The organism is Desulfovibrio sp. UIB00 (genome assembly GCF_022508225.1).
Lineage (GTDB): Bacteria > Desulfobacterota > Desulfovibrionia > Desulfovibrionales > Desulfovibrionaceae > Desulfovibrio.
Genome location: NZ_JAETXJ010000010.1, coordinates 43,825 through 66,137, shown reverse-complemented (window position 1 = coordinate 66,137; position 22,313 = coordinate 43,825). Strand labels below are relative to the sequence as shown.

Sequence of the window (22,313 nt, the reverse complement as noted above, 5' to 3'; positions counted from 1 at the left end):
GCCTTTGCCGCAAAGAAAAGGCCTCCGCGAGGAGGCCAATACTGATGGAAAGTTACAAATGGTTGAGCGCTACAGCCACGCCCGCCAGATGCAGACGAGAGCCGCAACGGCAATGATGCCGCGCAGCACGGTGCGGAAGCGTTCTGGATTGATCCTTTTCGCTACGGGGAAGGCGCACAGCGTGCCCAGCACAGTGGCTGGCAAGCCGTATGCGGCGTAGCGCAGCACCTCGGGCGTGTATAATCCCGCTCCGGCCTGGAGAACGCAGGTTAGTGAAGCCCTGATGATAAAAAATACGCCCAGCGTGCCGAGAAATATACGTGGAGTCCACCCGGCATAGAGGCCGTAAGCTCCCACTGGAGGGCCATCAAAAGAGATGGCCGACCCAAGCACGCCCGAGGCAAAGCCCGCAAGCCCGCCCTTGAGCCAGGATTCCTGCCCGGTCTGGCTTAGGCGCGAGCGGCTCTGCCAAAGCACAAATGCCAGCAGGAGTATGCCGGTCATGCCCTGGAGCATGCTGCCAGGAACCATCTGGAGAATGAAAAGGCCGATGATGGAGCCGGGGATGGCCCCGGCAAACAGGGGGTACAGCGCGCGAACCTTGCAGAACCGAAAATGCATGGCGGCGATCATGCCGTCCATAACAAGATTAAGTATGCAGCTCAGGGCGATGACAACCTGAATGGGAATAAACAGGGCCGCAAGGGGCAGGGCGATCATGGCGCCGCCGATGCCGCTTGCACCTGAAACAAAACCGCCCACAAACCAGGCGATCACAACTACAAGAACGGGAATATCCATAGGGCCTTCGCTGATCCGGCATCAGGGCCGGGGTGGAACGTATTCAACAGGCAACACGGCAGGTTGCAGCCACCTCTTGGCCTTACGCGTGAAGCACGGAGCAGGTCAACCTGGCGGAAAGGGGCGGTGGCGTAAAAGGAGTGTTCGTGTCTGGCAGGGCGGGGGAGTATTTGCGCCTTTTCAGGTATGGATCAACATGCTAATCTTGCTCAAGGTTTCTGAGGCATTCTGAAATTTTGGCTTGTTCCCAACCGTTACGGATTGTTGCCAATGATTGATCTTTTGAGCAACTTTGATGCCTTTACCATGGCAGTTCTCGTGGCGGCTCTCTATTTCTCGCTGTCTTCCGTGCTTGTGTACACGTACTTGTACCGCCGCACCTATCCTGGGTTCGGGAGTATGACACTTGGGCTAGTTTGCTGGTCTGTAGGGCTGTTTCTTAACTATTTCCGTCCTTTTGATTTATTGCTTTCCCTCTACTCTGGCGGCGTGCTGATGCTGCTCTCCGGAGTTTTCCTGTTCCGTGGCCTGCTGCTGTATGGCGGTGTCAGGCCAAAGCGTCGCATGGCGATAAATTATGGTGTTTTTGCGGTAGCTTCAGCCGTAATCGCCTATTATATGTTTGTTGATTTCAACACGTGCACAAGGGTTGCCGTATTTTCCCTTGGCATGGCTTTCATGTTTCTCCGCATCGGTTTTGAGCCGTATGTGGTCAAGGGCTGGAAACGGCATGCGACGCAATCCCTGCTGTCGGCGATGTTTGTTGTCCTTGGGGCGGTGTTTGTGCTGCGCGCGTACAAGGCCTTCAACTCCGTGCAGTGCCTTCCCTCCGGGCCGGATGACATGGCCAAGGCCCTGCTGCTCATGGCAATGTTCATTGCCTCGATTTTGACTTTCAGCATTATCGCCATGACATTTGCAAGAATGGAAGCGGAACTGCGGGTCGCCAACGAAGAACTTCAGGATATGTCGGAGACAGACGCCCTCACCAGCCTTGCCAACAGGCGCAAGTTTGATGCCGCGTATGAGAGCGAATGGAAGCGGGCCGTGCGTGGGCGGCTTGGCATGGCCATTGTGATTCTGGATGTTGACGACTTTAAAAACTTCAATGACCAGTACGGCCATCAGGAAGGCGATGAATGCCTGCGCAAACTGGCGCAGGTTCTGCAAGCGCATGCCCGGCGCACCACAGATGTGGCCGCCCGGTATGGCGGGGAGGAGTTTGCCCTGATCCTGCCCGGCATGGGCGCCACAGAGGCGCTTGCACTGGCGGAGGATGTGGTGCGGGCTTTTGCACAGATGTGCATTGAGCATGCAACTGGCAGGCACGGCAATGTTGTTACCGTGAGCGCCGGAGTTGCGGTGCTGGAGCCCACGGGAAAGAAAAACAGGCGGGAACTGCTGCGCGCGGCAGATGCGGCCCTGTACGCCGCAAAGGCCAAGGGCAAGAATACCGTGGTGCACTCCGCCTGAGCGGAGGGTGCTACTGGTCGCGCGTGATAATTGCCGGCCCGGTGCTGACGAATCCTCTTTTTTCCAGTTCTTCCACTGAAAGCGCTTTTGCGAAAAAGAATCCCTGCCCGATATTGCAGCCCATCATTTTGATTTTGGTGAATTGCCCTTCGTTCTCAATGCCTTCCGCAATGGAGGCTATGCCCAGATATTTTGCCAGATCAATGACCGTCTGCGTGATGGCGCAGGCATCCGGGGCTTCGTCCAGATCCCGCACAAAAGACTGATCGATCTTGAGCCTGTTGATGGGGTAGTGGCGCAGGGACGACAGCGAAGAAAAACCGGTGCCAAAATCGTCAATGGAAATTTCCAGCCCCATATCGCGAAATTTGCCTAGAGCGCGGCGGGCCTCCTTGGGGTCGGTCATAAGGGCGCTTTCCGTCAGCTCAATGGCGAGCAGATACGGCGGGATGGAATATTTGTTGAGGATTCGCTCAATCATGGGCAAGGCCGCGCCACGCAAAAATTGCGATGGTGAAATATTTATGGAAACCTTGGGCGGGTTGAGCCCTGCGGCGCGCCACTGCTCGATCTGCGCGGCGGCGTTGTCGGCAACCCATTCGCCCAGTTTGTCAATAAGGCGTGTTTTTTCCGCCTGGGGAATGAACTTGCCAGGGAACAGCAGCCCGTCATTGGGATGCTGCCAACGCACAAGGGCTTCAAGCCCGATTATGCGTCCGGAATCCAGTTCCACCTGCGGCTGGTAGTGCAAAACCAGCTCGTTTTCTGTAATGGCGCGCGGCAAGCCGCTTTCTATCTGCAGCTGGATGGCTGCCTTGATCTGCAGCTCGTCATTAAAGAAGCTGAAAGTGTTTTTGCCCTGTCCCTTGGCATGGTACATGGCAATATCGGCATTTTGCAAAAGACTGCTTATGTCGCTGCCGTGCTGCGGGTACACGGCTATGCCAATGCTGACCCCTGCGTAGATTTCAAAGCCGCATACAGAAATGGGCTGGCGTAAAGACTCAATGATGCGTTGCGCAGTGGCTGCAGCCTTGGCATCGTCCACATTTTCCAGCAGCAGGGTAAATTCATCGCCGCCAAAGCGTGAAACAACGGCATCCGCGCCAGCTGCGGTGGTGAGGCGGAGGGCCATTTCTTTAAGCAGACTGTCGCCCGCCGCATGCCCTATGGAATCATTGACTATCTTAAAATCATCAATGTCGATAAAGGCAACAGCAAACTGGCAACTGGTGGGCGGGTAGCAATCCAGCGCTTTTTGCAGGCGGTCGCAAAACACGGCGCGGTTGGGCAACTGGGTCAGTTCATCGTGCGTGGCCAGAAACTCAATGCGCCTTTGGGTTACGGCGATTTTTTTGATGTCGGCAAACACGCCGATATAGTTGGTTATGGCCCCGCGCAGATTGCGCACAGCCTTGATGTTCAACCATTCAAGGTAAAAGGTGCCGTCCTTTTTCTTGTTCCAGATTTCGCCTTCCCACCAGCCGTTTGAAAACAGCTGATCCCACATATGCTTGTAAAATTCCGGACCGTGACGGCCTGAGGCCAGCACACGCGGCGTCTTGCCGATAATCTCCGGCTGCGAAAAACCCGTGAGGCGGCAAAAGGATTCGTTGACTGCCAGGATGTTTGTTTCGCTGTCTGTTATGCAGATGGCTTCACCAGTGAAATCAAATACCTGCCCCGTAAGCTCCAGCTGTTTTTCGGCTTCATCGCGGCGGCGCAGGCTGTCGTAGGCAAGAAAGGCCAGAGCCACCAGCAGGGCAGATACCAGCGCCGCCGCGCATAACGTGGCGGTACGTATCTGCTCAAAGGGCGCAAAGGCGTTGCCCACAGCGCTGCCCACCACAAAGGTCAGCCCATACTGGCCAATTTTGTAATAGCCGAATATCCGTTCAATGCCGTCAATCTGCGATGGGCGGCGAAAGTTGCCGCTGATGGGGGAGTTTGCTTTCAGATAGGCTGTGCCGCTGATGATGTGCCCATAAATGAGGCCCGCTCCCGTGGAGCGCACAAGCAGTGCGCCGTCGGAGCGGATGACATCGATGGAGTCTTGCGCATCAAGGCCAAGGCTGCGAAAGAATGAGGCAAAGTAGTCTGGCTCAACAGAAACAACAATGACGCCGACAAGTTTGTCTTGTCGGACAATTGGGCTGGAAAACTGGATGGTCCATTTGCCGGAAACACGGCCCAAAACCGGCTTGCCAACATAAATTTCCCGCCACGGCGGGGTGAGGTGTACGCTGAAGTGCTCTCTGTCGGCTATGCTTATGCCTGTTGTGTGTGGCAGGGTTGAATAGGAAACAAGGCCGTCAGGTTCGACTATGGAAATTTGCAGGGCAAGATCGCCGATGATTTTTTTCAGCCCCTCCGCTTCTGCGCGAATATCCTTTTGGTCGGGAGCCCATGTGGCATCCAGCTCCTTGATGGCAAGCTCAAGGCGCTTGATTGTGGACATCATGTGCTCGCTCAGGGCGCGGGCCAGAGTGCGCGTGGTAATTTCAACAGTTGACTGAACTTCTCTTTCTGAGCGTGCAATGTCCCACAGGGTTGCCGACCAGATGATCGTCAGCAGAAAAAGAAGGGACGCCGCCGTGATGGCAAGCATGCGCCTGTTGCAGTTGCATAACGCGCCTTTCTTTTCTCTGGTGCTTTGCTCTGCTGTGGGCATGATCTCACCATCATTTGAAAGGAATTCAGTCGGGTACAGTGGAAGCCGATTTGCCCGCATGCAGTGGGGTGCGGCACCACCTACTCGCTGTGGCTCCAAGTTTACATGATGCCGTATGTTTTTTGAATAAAAATAGTTAGATAAAATATAACAATCTAAAATAATGGAACTTTTTGTTGGCTTGGGTGGCAGGGTAAAAATATCCACCGGTATTTAAGGCACGCAAAGGGGGCTGCTGCTCTGCGCACAGGTTAATATTGATCAAGTATCTGCTGGTTCGGGCCTTATGCCATAACTGGAGAGAAGCGTTTCATGCACGTACCATTCTTTGACGCGCATAGAAAATATGGTGTGGGATGATATATTAATTGCTCTATGTATATATTTTTTATTTCTTAAGGTTATGACCAAGGTTCACAAAGGTGATGTATGATAAAATTTATTTTATTAATATATCGTGTTTGTAGTTTGTTGTTGGTGACGCGTGTCTCTTTGAAGTTTATAAAAATCATAAAAACAATATTGTAGACAGGTTATATAAAAGTAAAAATGATCGGACATGAATGTTTTATATTTCAAGCCGGTATAACAATTTTGTACTGAAAATATGCCATAATAATATGATGTAAAAATAAAAGTTATAGAATCATTATGGTTACGAATATCGCGAAATAGTAATTTTTTATCTAGTCAAGCAGTATTTACAATGCTATTTTTTTGAACATCTTCAGCTAAGCACTGTTGTTCGGAGGAAGCATGGATAAATTCTTGCGTTTTATCTGTTTGTGTTCTGCCCTGACCCTCATGCAGCTGGGGGCAATGGCGCTTGTTTCAGGAACCTCCCTTGCGCAAAACGACAGGGGGACGTCATCAGGCCCCGTTCAAGCCAAGGGGTATCCCCACCCCGACCAGTATCTGACTGTCCCCGGCGTTAAAATCGCCGACAATCTGGAGCCTGTCATTCCCCATCCAGATCAGGACAAGGCCGTTCGGGAAAAACTGGCTGCTCTGGAAAAAAAGTTCGGTAAAAAACCCAACATCCTGGTTTTTGTGCTTGATGACGTTGGCTGGATGGATGTGGGCTTTAACGGCGGCGGCATAGCCGTGGGCAACGATACTCCCTCGCTGGACAAATTCGCTTCCGAAGGGCTTATCATGACCTCCGCGTATTCGCAGCCAAGCTGCACGCCAACCCGCGCCACCATCATGACCGGGCAGCTTCCGGTGCATCACGGCTTGCAGTACCCGCCCATGTACGGGCAGGCGGGCGGTCTGGACGGGGCCATCACCATTGCAAAACTGCTTTCCGATCAGGGCTATGTGACCCAGGGCATAGGGAAGTGGCACATGGGTGAAAACGAAGGCTCCCTGCCCAACAATGTCGGCTTTGACGATTTTCGTGGATTCCTTTCGGTTTCTGACGAATACACGGAGTGGCGCGACATCAATGCCAACCCAGAGATTGCCCTTAATCCCCCCCGTTTTGCCGCTTTTGAAAACGCCCCCTTCAGCCACAGCGAAGTGCAGTGCAAAAAAGGCGAAAAAGGCTGCAAGGATCTGCGGGTTATTGACCTCGACAGCATCAAGCATCTGGATGACGACCTGACGACCTACGGTGAAAATTTCATCAAGGCTCAGGCAAAAAATCCCAAGCCTTTCTTTCTGTATTTTGGCACGCGCGGATGTCATTTTGATAACTATCCCAGCGACAAGTATCTGGGCAGATCCCGCGCCTGCACGCCGTATTCCGACTGCATGGTTGAGATGGACGATGTCTTCGCCCGCCTGATGAAGGCCCTTGAGGATTCCGGCCAGATTGACAACACGCTGGTTATTTTTACCTCGGATAACGGGCCGGAAGGTGAAGTCTCGCCCTATGGCCGTTCGCCTTTCCGTGGATACAAGGGCACTACCTGGGAAGGCGGCACCCGCGTTCCCACGTTTGCCTATTTCAAGGGCGTGATCTCCCCCCGCAAGACAGAAGGTCTCTTTGACCTTGCGGACATTTTGCCTACAGCGCTTTCCCTCGCTGGCAAGCCCGGAGCAGAGCTTGCCAAGCTGCTGCCCCCAGACCGTTATGTGGACGGCATCGACCAGCTTTCCTTCCTGCTGGCGGACAAGGGCAATTCCAACAGGCGAAGCATCCTGTACTGGCTGGGCACCACCTTTGCGGCTGTGCGCATTGACGAGTTCAAGTTGCACAAGGCTGTGCAGATCACCGACATGATCACCCGCAAGGGTTACAATGGCGGCTTTACCGGCGGCATCGTTGAAAAAACCGGCGGCCTTGTGATGTTCAACCTGTACACAAATCCGCAGGAAGACGATTCCGTGGGTATTCGCCACATACCGGTGGGGAATGTCATCAATTCGGAATTTGGCCGCTACCGTGGCGTGTTGCAAAAGTATCCGCCCAATTTCCGCCTGCCAGGGTACTAGGCTTGAACATAGCGGAGAATATATGCAGATGCGGGCAGGCCCTGTTGCTGGGGCTTGCCCTTGTCTGCGGGCCGGACGCGACTCTTGCCGCCGATGCCGCCGAGGGATTTGCCGGTTCGCAAAGCTGCAAGGGCTGCCACGAAAAATTTTATTCCCTCTGGTCCACATCCCGTCACGGGCTGGCCATGCAGCCGTATACAGATGCCACGGTTGGGGCGCAGCTGGCCCCGCAGGATCAGGGCATTGAATCCGGCGGGCGGGTGTACCGCGCCTATTGCGGGCCGGGGCTGGGTTTTGTGCGCGAGACGGGCCCGGACGGCGAACACGACTACGCCATTGCGCAGGTGCTCGGCGGCAAAAACGTTTATTATTTTCTTACAACCCTTGAGCGCGGGCGCTTGCAGACCCTGCCTCTGGCTTTTGACGTGCGCAGTCGCCAGTGGTTTGCAGTTGCAGACAGTGCAACGCGGCACAGCCCCCACTTTCGGGCTGGCGGGCACGAGGGCCTCAACTGGCGCGACCGCGCCTACACCTTCAATACCTCCTGCCACGCCTGCCATGTCAGCCAGCTGACCACCAATTATGATGCGGCAAGCGACAGCTACCGCACCACATGGCGTGAGCCGGGCATCAACTGCGAAACATGTCACGGGCCGTCGCAGGCTCACAATGACGTTTGCCTTGCCGCGCAACCGGGAAAGCCGCCTGCGGATCTGAAAATCATCCGTATAAAAAAAGATCTGGATCGCCAGCAGCGCGACGATTCCTGTGCCTCGTGTCATGCGAAGATGTCGCCCATCACGGATTCATTCCGCCCTGGCGAACGCTTTTTTGACCACTTTGATCTGATCCTGCTGGAAAATGAGGATTACTATCCAGACGGGCGCGACCTGGGGGAAAACTTCACCTTCACATCATGGCTTTCTGCCCCCTGCGTGCGCGCGGGTAAACTGGAATGCATATTTTGCCATACCTCCAGCGGGCGTTTCCGTCAGGCCAAGGATCCAGATCAGGCATGCCTGCCTTGCCATAAGGACAAGGAGGCCGGGCTGGACAAACACACCCGGCACAAGCCGGAAAGCCCCGGCTCCCGCTGCATTTCATGTCATATGCCCAAGACGGACTTTGCCCGCATGAGCCGGAGCGACCACTCCATGCGCCCGCCCACGCCTGCCGCAACTGCCAGTTTTGGCTCGCCAAACGCCTGCCTTGGTTGCCATCCGGACAAGGACGCCGCATGGGCAGATGCCCTTGTGCGCCAATGGCGGCCCAGGGATTATCAGGCCCCTGTGCTGGCCCGCGCCCGGCATATTCTGGATGCGCGGCAGCGTAATTTCAGCCAATTGCCAGCCATGCTTGCCTCCCTGACGGAGCCGGGGCGGGATGCTGTCTACGCAGCATCCATGTTGCGCCTGCTGCGCGCCTGCCTGGACAGCGCCAAGTGGCCGATGGTTCGCGCTGCCCTGAACGATGAATCCGAACTGGTCCGCGCCAGTGCCGCTGCCTCGCTGGCCGAAAATCGCGAAGCAGTCACCGTGAACGCCCTTGCCAAGGCTTGCGTTGATCCCTCCCGGCTTGTGCGGGTTCGGGCCGCCGAGGCATTGGCTGGCGTGCAGAGCCAGAATATCCCTGAATCCTCGCGACAAGCTGTTGCCAAGGCCAGAGAGGAACTGGAGCAATCCTTTTCTGCCAGAGCCGATGACTGGGCGGGCAGTTATAATCGCGGCAACTACCTGTTGCGCTCGGGCGAACCCGCAGCGGCCCTTTCGGCTTATGAGGCCGCTTTGCGTCTGCGCCCGGACGCCAGCGCCGCCCATGTTAATTCCGCCATGGCTCTGGCCCGTCTGGGCAGCATGGCCGGGGCGGAAGCTTCCTTGCGCAAAGCATACGATATTGATCCCGACAATGCAGCCATTGCCTATAATCTTGGCCTGATACTGGCAGAGAGAGGCTTCCGGGCGGAGGCAGAGCAAATGCTGCTCAAGGCTTTACGCCTTGCCCCGACCATGTCTGACGCCGCCTATAATCTTGGTCTTCTTGCTGCCAGAACTGACCGCGCCAAGGCTCTGGGGTATCTGTGTCAGGCCGCTGGCATGCAAGGCGGCAATCAGCGTTACGCCCAGGCCATCCGCCAGATCAGCGGCGATACAGATATCGAGAACGCGTGCGCAAAAAGTTTTGCTCAGCAGGCGCAGTGAGTGCGGGTATGCTGGCTGCGATCTGCAATGTACGCTGCCGTATTTGCGGGCAGCAGTAATTTGACGGTAATGGTTTGTGAAGTTCAAAAGTGGAGAGGGGCAATTGTCCATGTAGGATGAATAATCAGCAAGGTGGGTAGGTATGGCGCCAAGAATCTTATTGGGGTTAGCTCTGGTGGCGGCGGTTACAGTTGGTGCGGTTATGCAGTCGCAGGCCTGCACCAGCCTCAGGGTGAAATCCACGGAAGGGCACGTTTTTTATGCCCGAACAATGGAGTTCTCCACATCTGACCAGCCTCAGGTTGCCGTGATGCCCAAGGGCACTGTCATGAGGGGCACATTGCCCGATGGCAGGCAGGAGGGCGCCACGTGGACGTCAAAATATGGCTTTGTCGGCATGCGTGATTACGGCCCGCCCCTGGTCAGCGATGGCATGAATGAAAAAGGCCTGATAGTCGGCATGCTGTTCTTTTCCGGGTATGCCGGGTATCAGCCTTATGATCCCGCCTTTTCAACCAAGACCATTGCCAATTTTGAAGTGGCCAACTGGCTGCTTTCCAATTTTGCCACGGCAGATGAAGTGCGTGAAGGCCTCAAAAACATACGAGTTTGCGAAGCTCCCTCGATCGTGCCGATCAGTCTGCCCATGCATTACGTGGTGCACGACGCCGGGGGGAATTGCATTGTTATTGAATACATGGAAGGCCGCCTTAATGTTTATGACAACCCTCTGGGAGTCATGACCAATTCGCCGCCCTTTGACTGGATGGTCATCAACCTTTCCAACTACGTGAATCTCTCCGCCAACGGCGTTCCCAAACTTGATCTGAAAGGTTTCTCCATCTACCCCACGGGGCAGGGCTCCGGCATGCTGGGCTTGCCCGGTGATTACACTCCTCCCAGCCGATTTGTGCGCTTTGTGGCTCTGACGCAGACCGCCCTGCCTGTCAGCGGCCCCGATGCCGGCGTGAATCTGGCCATGACGCTTATTGATAACGCCGATATTCCCAAGGGGGCCGTGCGCCAGAAAACTCCCGAAGGTGACAAGTATGACATGACCATCTGGTCTGTGGTGGGCGACACCGAACGCCTGCGCTACTACTTCCGCACCTACTACAATAAAAACTGGTCGATGGTCGATGTGCTCAAGGCCCTGTCAAATGCCTCAGGGCCTAAAGTCATTCCCATAATGACCCAGCCCGATTACAAGGACGTGACAGATTCGGCCAAGCCAGCCCCGTAGCCACAAGCCGCCGTTGGTAGCGTACACAAAAGGGAAGCACTATGAATATGAAACAGCGTGCGGCCTCACTGGTTTTGTCTCTGTCAGTTTTGGTCTTTATGGTATGTGCGCCTGTCTGTGGTGCTCTGGCTGTCGAGCCTGCCCCGGCAGAGGCGGATGAAAGCGCTCAAAGCGACTTCAAGCTGGTGCTGATTCCATACGGCTGGCTTACGGGCTTTACCGGCACCCTGGGGGCCAGGGGACATGAAACCCACGTATCAAACAGCTTTGGGCAGTTGGAAAAGTACTTGAACTTTGCTGCCATGGCCCACATGGAAATGTACTACCGGGATAAGGTGGGCTTGATTGCCGAGGTCAATTATGCGCGCATGGGCGAGCAGACTTCGCGTAAGGGTGTTTCGCTTGACGGGCAGATGACGTCCACAATGTCTGACGTTGCTGCATTTTACCGCTTGGGCACCGTGCCGCTCAACGACAATGGCGGCAAGATAAGCTTCGATATTCTGGGTGGCGTGAGAATCTGGACTATGGAAATGGGCTTGAGCGCGGAATATCAGCAACTGGAAGCATCCAGCCGCATATACAGAAGCTGGGTAGACCCGATCGTGGGCGCGCGAACGACCATTCATCTGGATAAACACTGGTTCATGGATTTGCGTGGCGGGGTGGGCGGCTTTGGGGCTGCCTCAACCAACACGTGGGACGCCATGGGCGTAGTGGGCTATAATTTTTGGAAAAATGCCACCGCCATCCTGGGCTATCGCGCCGTTGGGCTGAACTATGAATCCGGCAGCGGCAGGGATAACTTCAAGGTCAACGCTGTTCAGCATGGCCCTGTTGTGGGGTTGGCGCTGACATTCTAGATAAAAGCTCTTTTGGCACAGCCTGAAGGGAAGGTAGCCGCCCCTGATCTTTTTTGCTGAAGATCAGGGGCGGCTTTTTGTATGGGGAACGAAGGGCTTGATCGTGACCCGTTAAGCGAAAAAAATTCCAATCAATATGCTACAATATCAAAGTTTCATGCCAAGCAGAGAGGTCTTTTTCTGAGCATTTTGAGGACGAATTTGTAAAGATCCTCGTTTCTGTGATTAAAGCAGAATTCGCATTATTTCAAATGAAAGTAAAATGTGTGTTTTGCCAGCCCACTAAAGCGCACAAGGCGCGTCTTGGCGAAGGCCCAGAAGTTTTCAATGCCATTAATATATGAGTGTTTATTGCAAATTCATTGTTTCCATGTTGCACTCTTGGCAGGTTCTTTGAAGTTGTAGTATGAGTAGGGTATGGCACGCGTATTCCCGGATTTTTGCACCATCCTTCAGTGCGTTTGAGGCGCAAGCGCAACAGAGGAATTGGGAAAGCTGACAGCGGCGGCACAACCTGCTACTGTGGCGTTGAGAAAAACCATGCGCAATCACTTGACCCGCCAACAACTCGAAGGCCTGACCCTGTGCTGGGAGCAGTGGGAGGCCGAGGCCGCAACACGCACGCAAAAAACCATGCGGGCGCGTCTGCATCTGATTTTTTTACTGATGCGCTACGGCGGCTTGCGGCTGGGCGAGGTACTGGGGCTGGAGCTTCGTTCATCCATAGACACCGTCACGGGCATGCTGCGTGTTTCTGGCTCCAATGCGCGCGAAATATTGCTGCCCGTAAGCGCCATGCGCAATATCCGGCGCATTCTTGGTCTGCCGCAGGCGGCGGAGCCTGATTTTTTACAGTTTGACCAGAGCTTTCTGCGCAAGAAATTTTATGCCGTGGGCAGCTTGATGGATCTGCCGTCTGCCTGCGTTGGGCCACGTGCCATACGTTATTCACGCGGGCTTGAGTTGCTGGAACTGCATGTGCCCATGCCGTTGGTGCTCAAATTCCTCGGGCAACAGGATGCTGACCAACTGCTGGCATTCCTGAACTTTTCTGACGGCGAAGCGCGTAAGCTGCTCACCTCGCAGGTCCAGGCAAATGGCACCTCTGCAAGTGCCTGCCACGGCGGCGAGGCCGATGATGGAACCAATCTTTTTTGGGGCATTGTTACCCGCATATTTACCGGCATGCGCAAGGTATATGTGGAGATAACCACTTTTTCTGATTTCAGGCTCGCAGTGGCCTGCACGCCGGAAGAAGCCGCCCTGCATGAAGTGCACGAAAATCAGGTGCTGAGCGTGAGGGTAGACCCGGAACGCATAGTCCTGAGCCTTGAAAACTCGTCCATGAGTCTTGCCAACTGCGTCAAGGGCGTGGTGGAAAGTCTGCACTCTGACATGGTGGAAACCTTTGTTTGCGTCGGTCTGTCAGACGGCACAACCCTTCGGGCAACTGTCGACACATGCACGCTGGACACCATGCATCTGCGTGACGGCAAAAAGGTGTACGCCCATTTTGCCTCCAGCGCTGTTCGGCTGGTGGCTGAGTAGTTTTTTCTGATATTGCTGCGGCCCGCATGAAGCTGGTTTGTTGCCTCCCTGTTTTGCGCCTCCTTTTGCAATCTTTTATGTCCCGTTTTTTCATGATAGCGTGATTAAAGTCGCGCTGAACAGAGTTGGTCTTTTAAGATTACCTCTTCAAAAGGAGTCTGATCCATGTTCCGTTTTCCCCGTTTTCTGCTTCTGGCTTGCGCTGCTGGCTACATGGCCTGCGCCGCGCCAGTTCTGGCCGCTGATACTCTCATGATGGCAACCACCACCAGTACGCAGGATTCCGGCCTGCTCGAATATCTGGAGCCTGTCTTCAAGCAGGAAACCGGCATTGAGCTGAAATGGGTTGCCGTGGGCACAGGCAAGGCCCTTGAAATCGCCAAAAATTGTGATGCCGACGTGTTGCTGGTGCATGCGCCTTCGGCTGAGCTTGAATTTGTCAAGGCCGGGCATGGCGTGGACCGCCGTCAGGTCATGTACAATGACTTTGTGATCGTTGGCCCCGTGGCTGACCCCGCTGGCGTGAAAGGGCAGACCACTGCCGAGGCGCTCAAGCGTATTCTGGATACCAAGTCGGGCTTTGTGAGCCGTGGCGATCAGTCCGGCACGCACAAGGCGGAGCAGAAGCTGTGGCAGCAGAGCAACATTGTGCCCGACAAGGATCCCAAATATTTTTCTGCCGGGCAGGGCATGATCTCTACCTTGAACATGGCTGCCGAAAAGCAGGCATACGCCCTCACCGACCGTGGAACCTGGATCACCTTTGCCGACAAGATGGGCGACAAAAACCCGCTGGCTATTGTGGTTGAGGGCGACAAGGCCCTTTTCAACCAGTACAGCGTCATCACGGTCAATCCGGCCCAGTGCCCCAAGGTCAAGACCGACCTTGCCAAGAAGTTTGAAGACTGGTGGGTTGCCCCGACCACACAGCAGAAGATCGCCGGGTACATGCTCAAGGGGAAACAGCTTTTCTTCCCCAATGCCAACAAGTAGCGCATCCCGGTAGCGCAGGCATGCAACACGCATTCGCCCGGGGCCGGTGGTGTGCCCCGGCTTCGGGCGAATGCTATTTTGACCAGAGCAGCGAGCGGCAGTAATGGATTATCTCCTCAGCGGATTCAGCAACGCGCTTTATCTGCTCATGCACATGGATGAGGCCACGCTTTCGGCTATTTACGCAACCATTGCGTCTACCTGCTACGCCATGGCGGCAGCTCTGCTGCTGGGGGTGCCGCTGGGTTTTCTGCTTGGCCATTGCTCTTTTCCCGGCAAAAGGGCGCTGCGGCTGGTTTCAGATACCTTGCTGGCCTTTCCCACAGTGTTGATCGGCCTGCTGGTCTATGCCTTCATTACCGCGCGCGGCCCCCTTGGCGAATATGGACTGTTGTTTACCCTGCCGGGCATGGCCATCGGCCAGGCGGTGCTGGCCTTGCCCATTGTAGTTTCATGGACAGCGCAGGCGCTTGAAGACCTCGATCCCCGCTGCCGCGAGACCCTGCTCACGCTTGGGGCCAACGGCAGGCAGCTTGCCATGTACGCACTGTGGGAGTGCCGTTACGCCGTGGGCATGGTCTGCGTTACGGCCTTTGGCCGCGTGATTACAGAAGTGGGCGTGGCCATGATGCTTGGGGGCAACATTCGTTACGCCACCCGCACCATGACAACGGCCATTGCCCTTGAAACCAGCAAGGGCGATTTTGCTCAGGGTATTGCCCTTGGCCTTGTGCTGTTGCTCATGGCCTTTGTGGTCAATCTGGCGCTTGCATTTTTCCGGCGCAGGGGGCGGGCATGAGCGGCAAGCTGTATGAAGCCCGCAACCTTGTACAGCGCTATAATGGGCGCGAAGCGCTCAATGTTCAGCACCTTGCTATTGAAGAAGGCGGGGCAGTATTCCTCACCGGCCCCAATGGTTGCGGCAAATCAACCTTGTTGCGGCTGCTGGCCTTTCTGGAGCACCCTGCTTCTGGCGAGCTGCGGTATGCTGGCGGGGCAGAGGGCCGCAAGGAGGCAACCCTGCTTTTGCAGGATCCCTATCTGCTGCACATGAGCGTTTTCAATAACGTGGTGCTTGGGTTGAAACTCCGCCACCAAGGGGCAGATCTGCGGCAGACATTTGACTGCTGCATGCAGGCCGCAGGTTTTGACGATCCCTGGAATTTTGCGGATCGCGGCCCGCACGAACTTTCTGGCGGCGAACGCCAGCGGGTTGCCCTGGCATCGCGCCTGGCCCTGCGGCCAAGGGTGCTGCTGCTTGACGAGCCAACAGCCAATGTGGATGCCGCAAGCGCACGGGCCATTGCTCTGGCCGTAAGGAACAGCACGGCAGAAGGCATGACTGTTGTCTGCGCCACACACGACCCTGCCTTGCTGCGTGCCATTGATGCCCGTGAAATCAAGCTTGGCACCTCGTGGGACATGGACGCCCGCGTTTCGTCATTATAGATCCTGCCTGTATCATCCCGGTTTTCCCTTACAGCAAATTCTCCTTTTCCTCCCTCTTGCACAAAAACTCCCTTTTCCTCCTCTTCTTTTCCCCTAACAGGAGAAAAGCGAGACATTTTTTTTACCCGCTTGCACTTTTTTTTCTCGCAATGGTATCGAAGGATAAACACAAACGGGCGTAACTGCGCCTTGTTTAAGGAGGCTCCATGTTCCGTTTTTTGCGCGTCAATATGGCAACCAAGACCTGTGTTTTTGAAGAAATCCCTCAAGAATACGCTGGCCTTGGCGGCCGTGCGTTGACTTCTACCATCGTTGCGCGTGAGGTGCCGCCCACCTGTACGCCCATTGGCCCCCACAACAAGCTTGTTTTTGCTCCCGGCCTGCTGGGTGCCACCAACAGCCCCAACGCCAACCGTATTTCCGTGGGCTGCAAAAGCCCGCTGACCGAAGGCATCAAGGAATCCAACGCGGGCGGTCAGCCCGGCGGTCACCTGGCCCGTTTGGGCATTCTGGCTGTTATTGTGGAAGACATGGCCAAGGAAGGCGAGTGGTGGCAGCTTGAAGTGAGCAAGGACCACGCCAAGCTGATTCCCGCCGAAGTGGCCGGGATGAACAACTTTGATGCCGTGGCCAAGCTGGTGGAAAAGTACGGCAAGGATTGCAGCTACATCACCATTGGCCGTGCGGGTGAATTCAAGCTCACGGCGGCTTCCATTGCCTGCACCGACCGCGAACTGCGGCCCATGCGCCATGCCGGGCGCGGCGGCGTTGGCGCGGTAATGGGTTCCAAGGGGCTCAAGGCCATCATTGTGAATCCCGAAGGCGGCAAGAGCCAGCCTCTGGCTGATGAAAAGGCTTTTCGCGAGGCTTCCAAGCGCTTCGCCACGGCGCTTTCCGAACACCCCATCACCAGCAAGGGACTTGCCGAATACGGCACCGCCGTGCTCGTCAACATCCTGCACGAGGCGGGCGGCCTGCCCACCGCCAACTTTACTGTTGGACAGTTTGACAAGCATGAGGCTGTTTCGGGCGAACTTTTGAACCAGCTCACCAAGGAACGCGGCGGCGAGGGCAAGGTGGCCCACGGCTGCATGAGCGGCTGCATGATCCGTTGCAGCGGCATTTTGCCCGACAAGAAGGGCAAGTTCCAGAGCAAGTGGCCCGAATACGAAACCCTCTGGTGCTTCGGCCCCCACTCCGGCATTGGCGATCTTGATGCCATCTCAAAGTACGATTACATGTGCGACGACATCGGCGTGGACACCATTGATGTGGGCGTTGCCGTGGGCGTTGCCATGGCTGGCGGCGCCATTCCCTACGGGGATACCAAGGCTGTGCTTGATGTCATGAACGGCATCAGCGAAGGCTCTCCGCTTGGTCGTATTGTTGGTTGCGGCGCGGCCACCACGGGCCGGGTGTTTGGCGTGCGGCGCGTGCCTGCGGTCAAGGGCCAGAGCCTGCCCGCCTATGATCCCCGTGCAGTCAAGGGCCAGGGCGTCACCTACGCCACCTCGCCCATGGGCGCGGACCACACCGCCGGCTACGCGGTGACGGCCAACATCCTTAACTGCGGCGGTACGGTTGACCCCCTCAAGAAGGACGGGCAGATCGAGCTTTCGCGCAATCTCCAGGTGGCTACCGCCTCTGTGGATTCCGTGGGCCTGTGCCTGTTCACGGCTTTTGCCATTCTTGACGTGCCGGATGCCCTGCCCGCCATTGTGGACATGCTCAATGCCAAGTTTGGCTGGAAGCTCACCGGCGACGACGTTGTAACGTTGGGCCAGCGTATTCTTTCCACGGAAATCGACTTCAACCGCCGCGCGGGCATCACCCAGGCTGCGGACGTGCTGCCCGATTTCTTCACTGACGAAAAGCTGCCCCCGCACAACACCACTTTCGACATTACCCACGAGGAACTCAAGACGGTCTTCAACTGGATTGAGGAAAAGAAGTAGGGTTGCCCTTATTGGCCTCCGCTCCGGCTGGTTCGGAGCGGGGGCTAGAGATTTTGTTTTACGGCGGCGCCATGGCGTGCGCCCCGGCTGGCTTGACTGTTTTCGGACAGGGCGGGCATAACTGGACAAGACCTTATGAGGTCAAGGAGCGTCCATGAAACTGACCGTTAAGCTGAGCACCACCCTACGTGACTATGTGCCGGACTACGTGCCGGAAACAGGTTTGCAGGTGGAAATGCCGGAGGGCAGCACCGTGGCCCAGTTGGCGCAACATCTGGGATTGCCGCCGCAAGACATAAAAATTGTCATGGTCAACGGACTCCAGCAGAAGGTGAGTGATCTCATGCGCGACGGAGACCGTATTGCCTATTTTCCGGCTGTCGGAGGAGGCTAGGCCCGTTGACCATGACAATATCTGATCTGCACCAGTTCTTCAGCCCTTATATCCGGGCAAGATACCAGACAAAATCTGCTGGCAATACGCAGGAAACACTGTTCGTGAGCCTTGAGGGCTTGCGCCTTTGGGCCGCGTCCCAGGCTCTGACGCTACGCGCCGCCATGATTTACCTGTTGGGGCGGAACATCTGGCCGGAGCGCTTTCGCCGGAATTTCGGGCTGGTCACAGCGGAAGAAATGACGCGGCTGCTGCAAAGCCGCGTGCTTGTGCTGGGCAGTGGCGGTCTGGGGGGGCACGTGGCCGAATTGCTGGCCCGCTCCGGCGTAGGCGGCATACGGCTTGTGGATAACGATGTGTTTGACGAAAGCAATCTCAACCGCCAGCGGTTCTGTACAGAGCGTGTGCTGGGGCAGCGCAAGGTCTGCGTTGTGCGCAATGCCCTGGCGGATATTGCCAGCCACGTGGAGACTGAAGCTCTTGGATTAGTGGCAGATGCGGGCAATCTGTCCGATCTTGTGGCTGGTATGGACGTGGCCCTGGATTGCCTGGACAACATCAGCGCCAAAACAGCCCTGGAAAGGGCAGCTCTTGCTGCTGGCGTGCCATTCATCCACGGTTCCGTACTGCGCGAAGAAGGCTTTTGCTACGCCAACTCAGGCCCGCAGGCGCGGCTTGAGGAGCTTTACCCGCAAGGGCAGAGCGACAACGAGCTTGAGCATGCACGGCGCGAAGGCGTTGGCGCGCTGGCCCCGGCTTCGGTTGCCTGCCTCATGGCCAAGCTGGCTCTGCAGACCATTTTGAGCCGCAAAGCCAGCAGCGCCCTGTACCATCTCGACCTCTCGGTGCCGGAAATGGAGCGTTTTGATTGGGCGGGTAAGGCCTAACCGTTCATTCCACGCCCTGTTTCCCGGCGTATTCCCAGATAATCTGCCCGGTTTTTTCCGTGCCGTAACCGCCCATGCCTTCCACTGTCTGGCGGAAGGCCTTGCTGCGGATAACATCCAGCAGGGCCTGAACCGCATCCCCATCAAAAAAACGGCAGGGAATGACCAGATCATATTCTTCAACACCGATGGGCGTGAATGGCAGGCCCAGCGCATTGGCCGCAGCACGCACGGCAAGACCTGCATCCACCCGACCAGAAAGCACTGCGGCAGCAACGTTCATGTGCGTATATTCCTCGTCGCGGTATCCGTTGATGCTTGTGTGCGCGATGCCAAGGCGACTCAGGCGGTAGTCGAGCAACACGCGGGTTCCGCTGCCGCGCTGGCGGTTGATGAAGCGCACCCCCGGCTTGGCGAGGTCTTCAATGCTGTTGATGCCAAGGGGGTTACCGGGCGCGGTCAGAATGCCCTGTTCCCTGTCCACCAGACGCAGCAACACAGTGGGTTCTTCCAGGTTATCCTCAATGGCCTTGCGGTTATATACGCCACTTGCCGGGTCGAGCAGATGACTGCCCGCCAGATGGCATTGCCCGCGCTTGAGCGCCATGATGCCGCCCAGCGAACCCACATGGGCCGAGGTGAGCCGGAACTGCGGATGCGCCTTGCGCAGCATGCTGTCCAGCAGGTCAAGCGTGTTGTCGTGACTGCCAATGGCAAGCAGTGCGCCCGCAAGGGCCGTGGCGGGGCGCAGCAGCTCGACAGTAACGGGTTCCCCTGCATTGCAGCCTTCGCTGTCGCGCGGAATGCGAATGATGCCGTCAGCCCGGCTGAGGCTGGTTATGGTGCCAGCGCCGCGCGGCAGGGGCACGGCAACAACCGTATCGCCTACGCAGCCCAGTTTGACCCGCAACCGTTCTTCCATACCGGGGCGCGAGGGCAGGGGATTGCAGGGTACCGCCGTGATCTTCTGCCGCTCGCTCATGGCCCGTTTTTGCCACAGGGCCAACAGGGGCAGAACAAATTCTTCCATGGATATGCCCGCAGAAACGGGATACCCAGGCACACCTACCACGGGCTTGCCGTTGACTACCGCCAGCACCGTGGGTTTGCCCGGCATGACTGAAATTCCGTGCGTCACCACTGTACCCATCTGCCCAAGCACATGGGCCGTAAAATCGTGGCTGCCAGCCGAAGACCCGGCGTTGAGAATAACCATGTCGGCAGTTGCAATGGCGCTGACAATGGCCGCGCGGATAGCCTCTGGGTCGTCAGGAACCACAGGCAGGGTAGCGGCTTCACCCCCGGCCTCCGTAATCATGGCCGAAAAAATCAGTGAATTGAATTCTGGCAGCACGCGGCCTGCGCGCAGATCTTCCTCCCGCGCATCCACCAGCGGCACAATTTCCGACCCGCTGGGGATGATGGAAACGCGGGGGCGGCGGAATACCGGTACTTCAAGCGCGCCGCCTGCCGCCAGCGCGCCAAGGTCGTAGGGACCAATGCACGTTCCAGGCGGCAGGATGATCTCTGTAGCCACCATGTCTTCACCCATTTTGCGCACGTGCTGCCAGGGAAAGGCGGCCTTTTCTATAACGGCCCACTGCGATTCGCCCTGAGAATCCTTTTCAGTCTCGGTATTGATGTTCTCCATCATCACCACGGCGTTGCAGCCCAGCGGCAAGGGGTGCCCGGTGTTGATCCAGTGGGCCTGTTCGCCAATTTTGAGACGCAATGGGGTACGGGCAGAGGCGGTGAAGGTATCCTCCGCATGTACGGCGATGCCGTCCATTGCCGCGCCGTGAAAGGCCGGGGATGAACGCAGGGCCGCCACGGGCCTGCTGAGCACGCGGCGCAGGGCCTGCGCCAGAGGGATGCGTTCCTCGCCAAGGGCGAAGGCTTTGGCGTCAAGGCATGAAAACCAGTTGGCGCGGGCTTCTTCCGGGGGAAGCAGAGTCAGATATGTGTTGCGCTTCAAGATAATTCTCCCAGCAATAGTGCCAGACGCGGGCTGGTCTAGCGAAAAAGTTCCACCATAACGGTATCGCCCGCATCGTAGCCTTCGCGGTTTTCAGGGCAGACCATGAGGCCGTCTGCCGCAGCAATGCCAGAAATAAGGCCCGATGCGCCCATGATGGGTTCCGCCTCGTACAGCGGTTGCAGATTTTTATCTGACGGTGCCCGCGTGGGGGGCTGGCAGGGCAGGGGGCGTAGTTTTACGCGCAGATAGTCGCGCCTGCCCTGTGCGGAAGCTACAGAACGTGCAAGCACAGCGGGAACCTGCGGCAGCTTTGCGGAACTGGCATGCCCTTGAAGGTGCTCCAGCAAGGGGGCAAGAAATACGCGGGCGCAGACAAGCGCGCTGGTGACGTGACCGGGCAGGCCCACAAGGCAGACTGTGCGCCCGTTGACTACGGCCCTAGCCAGAATAAAGGGTTTGCCGGGGCTGATGGCGACCCCGTGCACCAGCAACTGAGCCTGAGGCAGAGACTCAAAAATTTCCACGGTGTGGTCGCGCATGCCTGCTGAGGAACCGCCGGAAACCACCACCACGTCATGTGTTTCTGCAAGCTGGGTTACTGCTGCTTTGAGTTTGGCGGCGTCATCGTTGACAATCCCGGCTCTCACGGCCTGCGCGCCAGCCTCGCGGCAGAGGGCTGCAATGCTGTGGGCGTTGATGTCGCGGATTTTGCCCGGCGGCGGAGTCGCGGAACTGGGCACAACCTCATCGCCCGTAGAGAGCACGGCAACCAGAGGTTTGCGGCGTACGTCCACATCCACCACGCCAAAAGCCGCCAGCAGGCCAATGTCCTGAGGGCGCAGGCGGTGCCCGGCTTGCAGCAGCAAAGCCCCAGCGGTTGCGTCATCATCGCGAAAAATAACATTGTCGCCCGGGGCCTGACTGCGGGTAATTTCAATGAGATTGCCTCCCGCCGGGCGGGAGTATTCAACCATCACCACGCAATCCGCGCCCTGCGGCAGCATGCCCCCGGTGAGAATGCGCGCGGTCTGTCCTTCTTCAAGCTTGATGTCCGGCACCTCGCCCATGCGGCAGTCGGCCACGCATTCCACCAGAGCGGGGTTGCCCTCCTGCGCGCCAAAAACATCACGGGCGCGGCAGGCGAAACCGTCAACGGTGGAGCGGTCAAATCCGGGCAGGTCTTCTGTTGCCGAAAAGCATTGGGCAAGGCCGCGACCAAGGGCATCGTCCAACGGGACGCGCTCTTCACTCAAAAGGGGAAATGCCCGAATATGCTCAAGCACCGCTTCAACTGATTGCAAGGTCAAAAAAGGCTTCACCCGGCCCTCCGGTTCATGTGCGCGACGGTGTATAACTGTCTGGATATTGGCGCAAACCAGAGCAAAGGGCAATACGGACGGGTGAAATGAAATTGTCGGGTT

At 56.8% G+C, this 22,313-nt stretch carries 16 protein-coding genes and 1 pseudogene; 12 read left to right on the top strand and 5 right to left on the bottom strand.

Going from position 1 to position 22,313, the window contains the following annotated elements; all coding sequences use genetic code 11:
* Window positions 1-69 precede the first annotated feature (69 nt).
* Window positions 70-801, bottom strand: a complete 732-nt coding sequence (locus JMF94_RS13675; protein ID WP_240825773.1) for a sulfite exporter TauE/SafE family protein — start codon at window positions 799-801, stop codon at window positions 70-72.
* A 270-nt stretch (window positions 802-1,071) separates the two neighbouring features.
* Between JMF94_RS13675 and JMF94_RS13670 the strand changes: the two genes are divergently transcribed.
* Window positions 1,072-2,274: a GGDEF domain-containing protein gene (locus tag JMF94_RS13670; protein WP_240825771.1), complete on the top strand. Its 1,203-nt coding sequence runs from the start codon at window positions 1,072-1,074 to the stop codon at window positions 2,272-2,274.
* Between the two features lie 10 nt (window positions 2,275-2,284).
* Here JMF94_RS13670 and JMF94_RS13665 read toward each other — a convergent pair whose 3' ends face one another.
* Entirely contained in the window at window positions 2,285-4,945 is a 2,661-nt protein-coding gene (locus tag JMF94_RS13665; protein WP_240825769.1) for an EAL domain-containing protein, read from the bottom strand.
* Between the two features lie 756 nt (window positions 4,946-5,701).
* On the opposite strand from JMF94_RS13665, the gene JMF94_RS13660 reads away from it, so the two are divergent.
* The 4 genes from JMF94_RS13660 to JMF94_RS13645 all read left to right on the top strand — a co-directional run bounded on the left by JMF94_RS13660 (window position 5,702) and on the right by JMF94_RS13645 (window position 11,688).
* Window positions 5,702-7,384: a sulfatase-like hydrolase/transferase gene (locus JMF94_RS13660; RefSeq protein ID WP_240825767.1), complete on the top strand. Its 1,683-nt coding sequence runs from the start codon at window positions 5,702-5,704 to the stop codon at window positions 7,382-7,384.
* Between the two features lie 2 nt (window positions 7,385-7,386).
* Window positions 7,387-9,582: a tetratricopeptide repeat protein gene (locus JMF94_RS13655; protein WP_240825765.1), complete on the top strand. Its 2,196-nt coding sequence runs from the start codon at window positions 7,387-7,389 to the stop codon at window positions 9,580-9,582.
* Window positions 9,583-9,724: 142 nt separating this feature from the next.
* Window positions 9,725-10,825, top strand: coding sequence for a choloylglycine hydrolase family protein (locus tag JMF94_RS13650; protein ID WP_240825763.1), 1,101 nt, complete (start codon window positions 9,725-9,727; stop codon window positions 10,823-10,825).
* A gap of 41 nt (window positions 10,826-10,866) precedes the next feature.
* Window positions 10,867-11,688 (top strand): hypothetical protein, encoded by an 822-nt coding sequence (locus JMF94_RS13645; RefSeq protein ID WP_240825761.1) that lies wholly within the window; start codon window positions 10,867-10,869, stop codon window positions 11,686-11,688.
* A gap of 155 nt (window positions 11,689-11,843) precedes the next feature.
* Here JMF94_RS13645 and JMF94_RS13640 read toward each other — a convergent pair.
* A pseudogene (locus tag JMF94_RS13640) lies at window positions 11,844-12,070 on the bottom strand (IS1595 family transposase); the annotation flags it as partial.
* Window positions 12,071-12,228: 158 nt separating this feature from the next.
* Here JMF94_RS13640 and JMF94_RS13635 point away from each other — a divergent pair.
* The 7 genes from JMF94_RS13635 (at window position 12,229) to JMF94_RS13605 (ending at window position 18,914) form a co-directional block, all read left to right on the top strand.
* On the top strand, window positions 12,229-13,236 hold the full coding sequence (locus JMF94_RS13635) for a TOBE domain-containing protein (protein ID WP_240825759.1): 1,008 nt from the start codon (window positions 12,229-12,231) through the stop codon (window positions 13,234-13,236).
* A 165-nt stretch (window positions 13,237-13,401) separates the two neighbouring features.
* Window positions 13,402-14,229, top strand: a complete 828-nt coding sequence (locus JMF94_RS13630) for a substrate-binding domain-containing protein (protein ID WP_240825757.1) — start codon at window positions 13,402-13,404, stop codon at window positions 14,227-14,229.
* Between the two features lie 103 nt (window positions 14,230-14,332).
* Entirely contained in the window at window positions 14,333-15,028 is a 696-nt protein-coding gene (locus JMF94_RS13625) for an ABC transporter permease (protein ID WP_240825755.1), read from the top strand.
* On the top strand, window positions 15,025-15,678 hold the full coding sequence (locus tag JMF94_RS13620; protein ID WP_240825754.1) for an ABC transporter ATP-binding protein: 654 nt from the start codon (window positions 15,025-15,027) through the stop codon (window positions 15,676-15,678). The genes JMF94_RS13625 and JMF94_RS13620 overlap by 4 nt, the downstream gene beginning before the upstream one ends.
* A 206-nt stretch (window positions 15,679-15,884) precedes the next feature.
* Window positions 15,885-17,633, top strand: a complete 1,749-nt coding sequence (locus JMF94_RS13615) for an aldehyde ferredoxin oxidoreductase C-terminal domain-containing protein (RefSeq protein WP_240825753.1) — start codon at window positions 15,885-15,887, stop codon at window positions 17,631-17,633.
* 154 nt (window positions 17,634-17,787) lie between these two features.
* Entirely contained in the window at window positions 17,788-18,027 is a 240-nt protein-coding gene (locus JMF94_RS13610) for a MoaD/ThiS family protein (RefSeq protein ID WP_240825752.1), read from the top strand.
* An 11-nt stretch (window positions 18,028-18,038) separates the two neighbouring features.
* Window positions 18,039-18,914, top strand: coding sequence for a ThiF family adenylyltransferase (locus tag JMF94_RS13605; protein ID WP_240825751.1), 876 nt, complete (start codon window positions 18,039-18,041; stop codon window positions 18,912-18,914).
* 4 nt (window positions 18,915-18,918) lie between these two features.
* Here the strand turns inward: JMF94_RS13605 and JMF94_RS13600 are convergent, their stop codons facing one another.
* Both JMF94_RS13600 and glp read right to left on the bottom strand, forming a co-directional pair.
* Window positions 18,919-20,889: a molybdopterin biosynthesis protein gene (locus JMF94_RS13600; RefSeq protein ID WP_240825750.1), complete on the bottom strand. Its 1,971-nt coding sequence runs from the start codon at window positions 20,887-20,889 to the stop codon at window positions 18,919-18,921.
* A gap of 38 nt (window positions 20,890-20,927) precedes the next feature.
* Window positions 20,928-22,211, bottom strand: a complete 1,284-nt coding sequence (glp, locus tag JMF94_RS13595; RefSeq protein WP_240825749.1) for a gephyrin-like molybdotransferase Glp — start codon at window positions 22,209-22,211, stop codon at window positions 20,928-20,930.
* Between the last annotated feature and the right edge of the window lie 102 nt (window positions 22,212-22,313).

Excerpts from the sequence above, each read along its gene's own strand:
- JMF94_RS13675 (WP_240825773.1), bottom strand. The coding sequence starts at position 801 with ATGGATATTCCCGTTCTTGTAGTTGTGATCGCCTGGTTTGTGGGCGGT.
- JMF94_RS13670 (WP_240825771.1), top strand. The coding sequence starts at position 1,072 with ATGATTGATCTTTTGAGCAACTTTGATGCCTTTACCATGGCAGTTCTC.
- JMF94_RS13665 (WP_240825769.1), bottom strand. The coding sequence starts at position 4,945 with ATGCCCACAGCAGAGCAAAGCACCAGAGAAAAGAAAGGCGCGTTATGC.
- JMF94_RS13660 (WP_240825767.1), top strand. The coding sequence starts at position 5,702 with ATGGATAAATTCTTGCGTTTTATCTGTTTGTGTTCTGCCCTGACCCTC.
- JMF94_RS13650 (WP_240825763.1), top strand. The coding sequence starts at position 9,725 with ATGGCGCCAAGAATCTTATTGGGGTTAGCTCTGGTGGCGGCGGTTACA.
- JMF94_RS13645 (WP_240825761.1), top strand. The coding sequence starts at position 10,867 with ATGAATATGAAACAGCGTGCGGCCTCACTGGTTTTGTCTCTGTCAGTT.
- JMF94_RS13635 (WP_240825759.1), top strand. The coding sequence starts at position 12,229 with ATGCGCAATCACTTGACCCGCCAACAACTCGAAGGCCTGACCCTGTGC.
- JMF94_RS13630 (WP_240825757.1), top strand. The coding sequence starts at position 13,402 with ATGTTCCGTTTTCCCCGTTTTCTGCTTCTGGCTTGCGCTGCTGGCTAC.
- JMF94_RS13625 (WP_240825755.1), top strand. The coding sequence starts at position 14,333 with ATGGATTATCTCCTCAGCGGATTCAGCAACGCGCTTTATCTGCTCATG.
- JMF94_RS13620 (WP_240825754.1), top strand. The coding sequence starts at position 15,025 with ATGAGCGGCAAGCTGTATGAAGCCCGCAACCTTGTACAGCGCTATAAT.
- JMF94_RS13615 (WP_240825753.1), top strand. The coding sequence starts at position 15,885 with ATGTTCCGTTTTTTGCGCGTCAATATGGCAACCAAGACCTGTGTTTTT.
- JMF94_RS13610 (WP_240825752.1), top strand. The coding sequence starts at position 17,788 with ATGAAACTGACCGTTAAGCTGAGCACCACCCTACGTGACTATGTGCCG.
- JMF94_RS13605 (WP_240825751.1), top strand. The coding sequence starts at position 18,039 with ATGACAATATCTGATCTGCACCAGTTCTTCAGCCCTTATATCCGGGCA.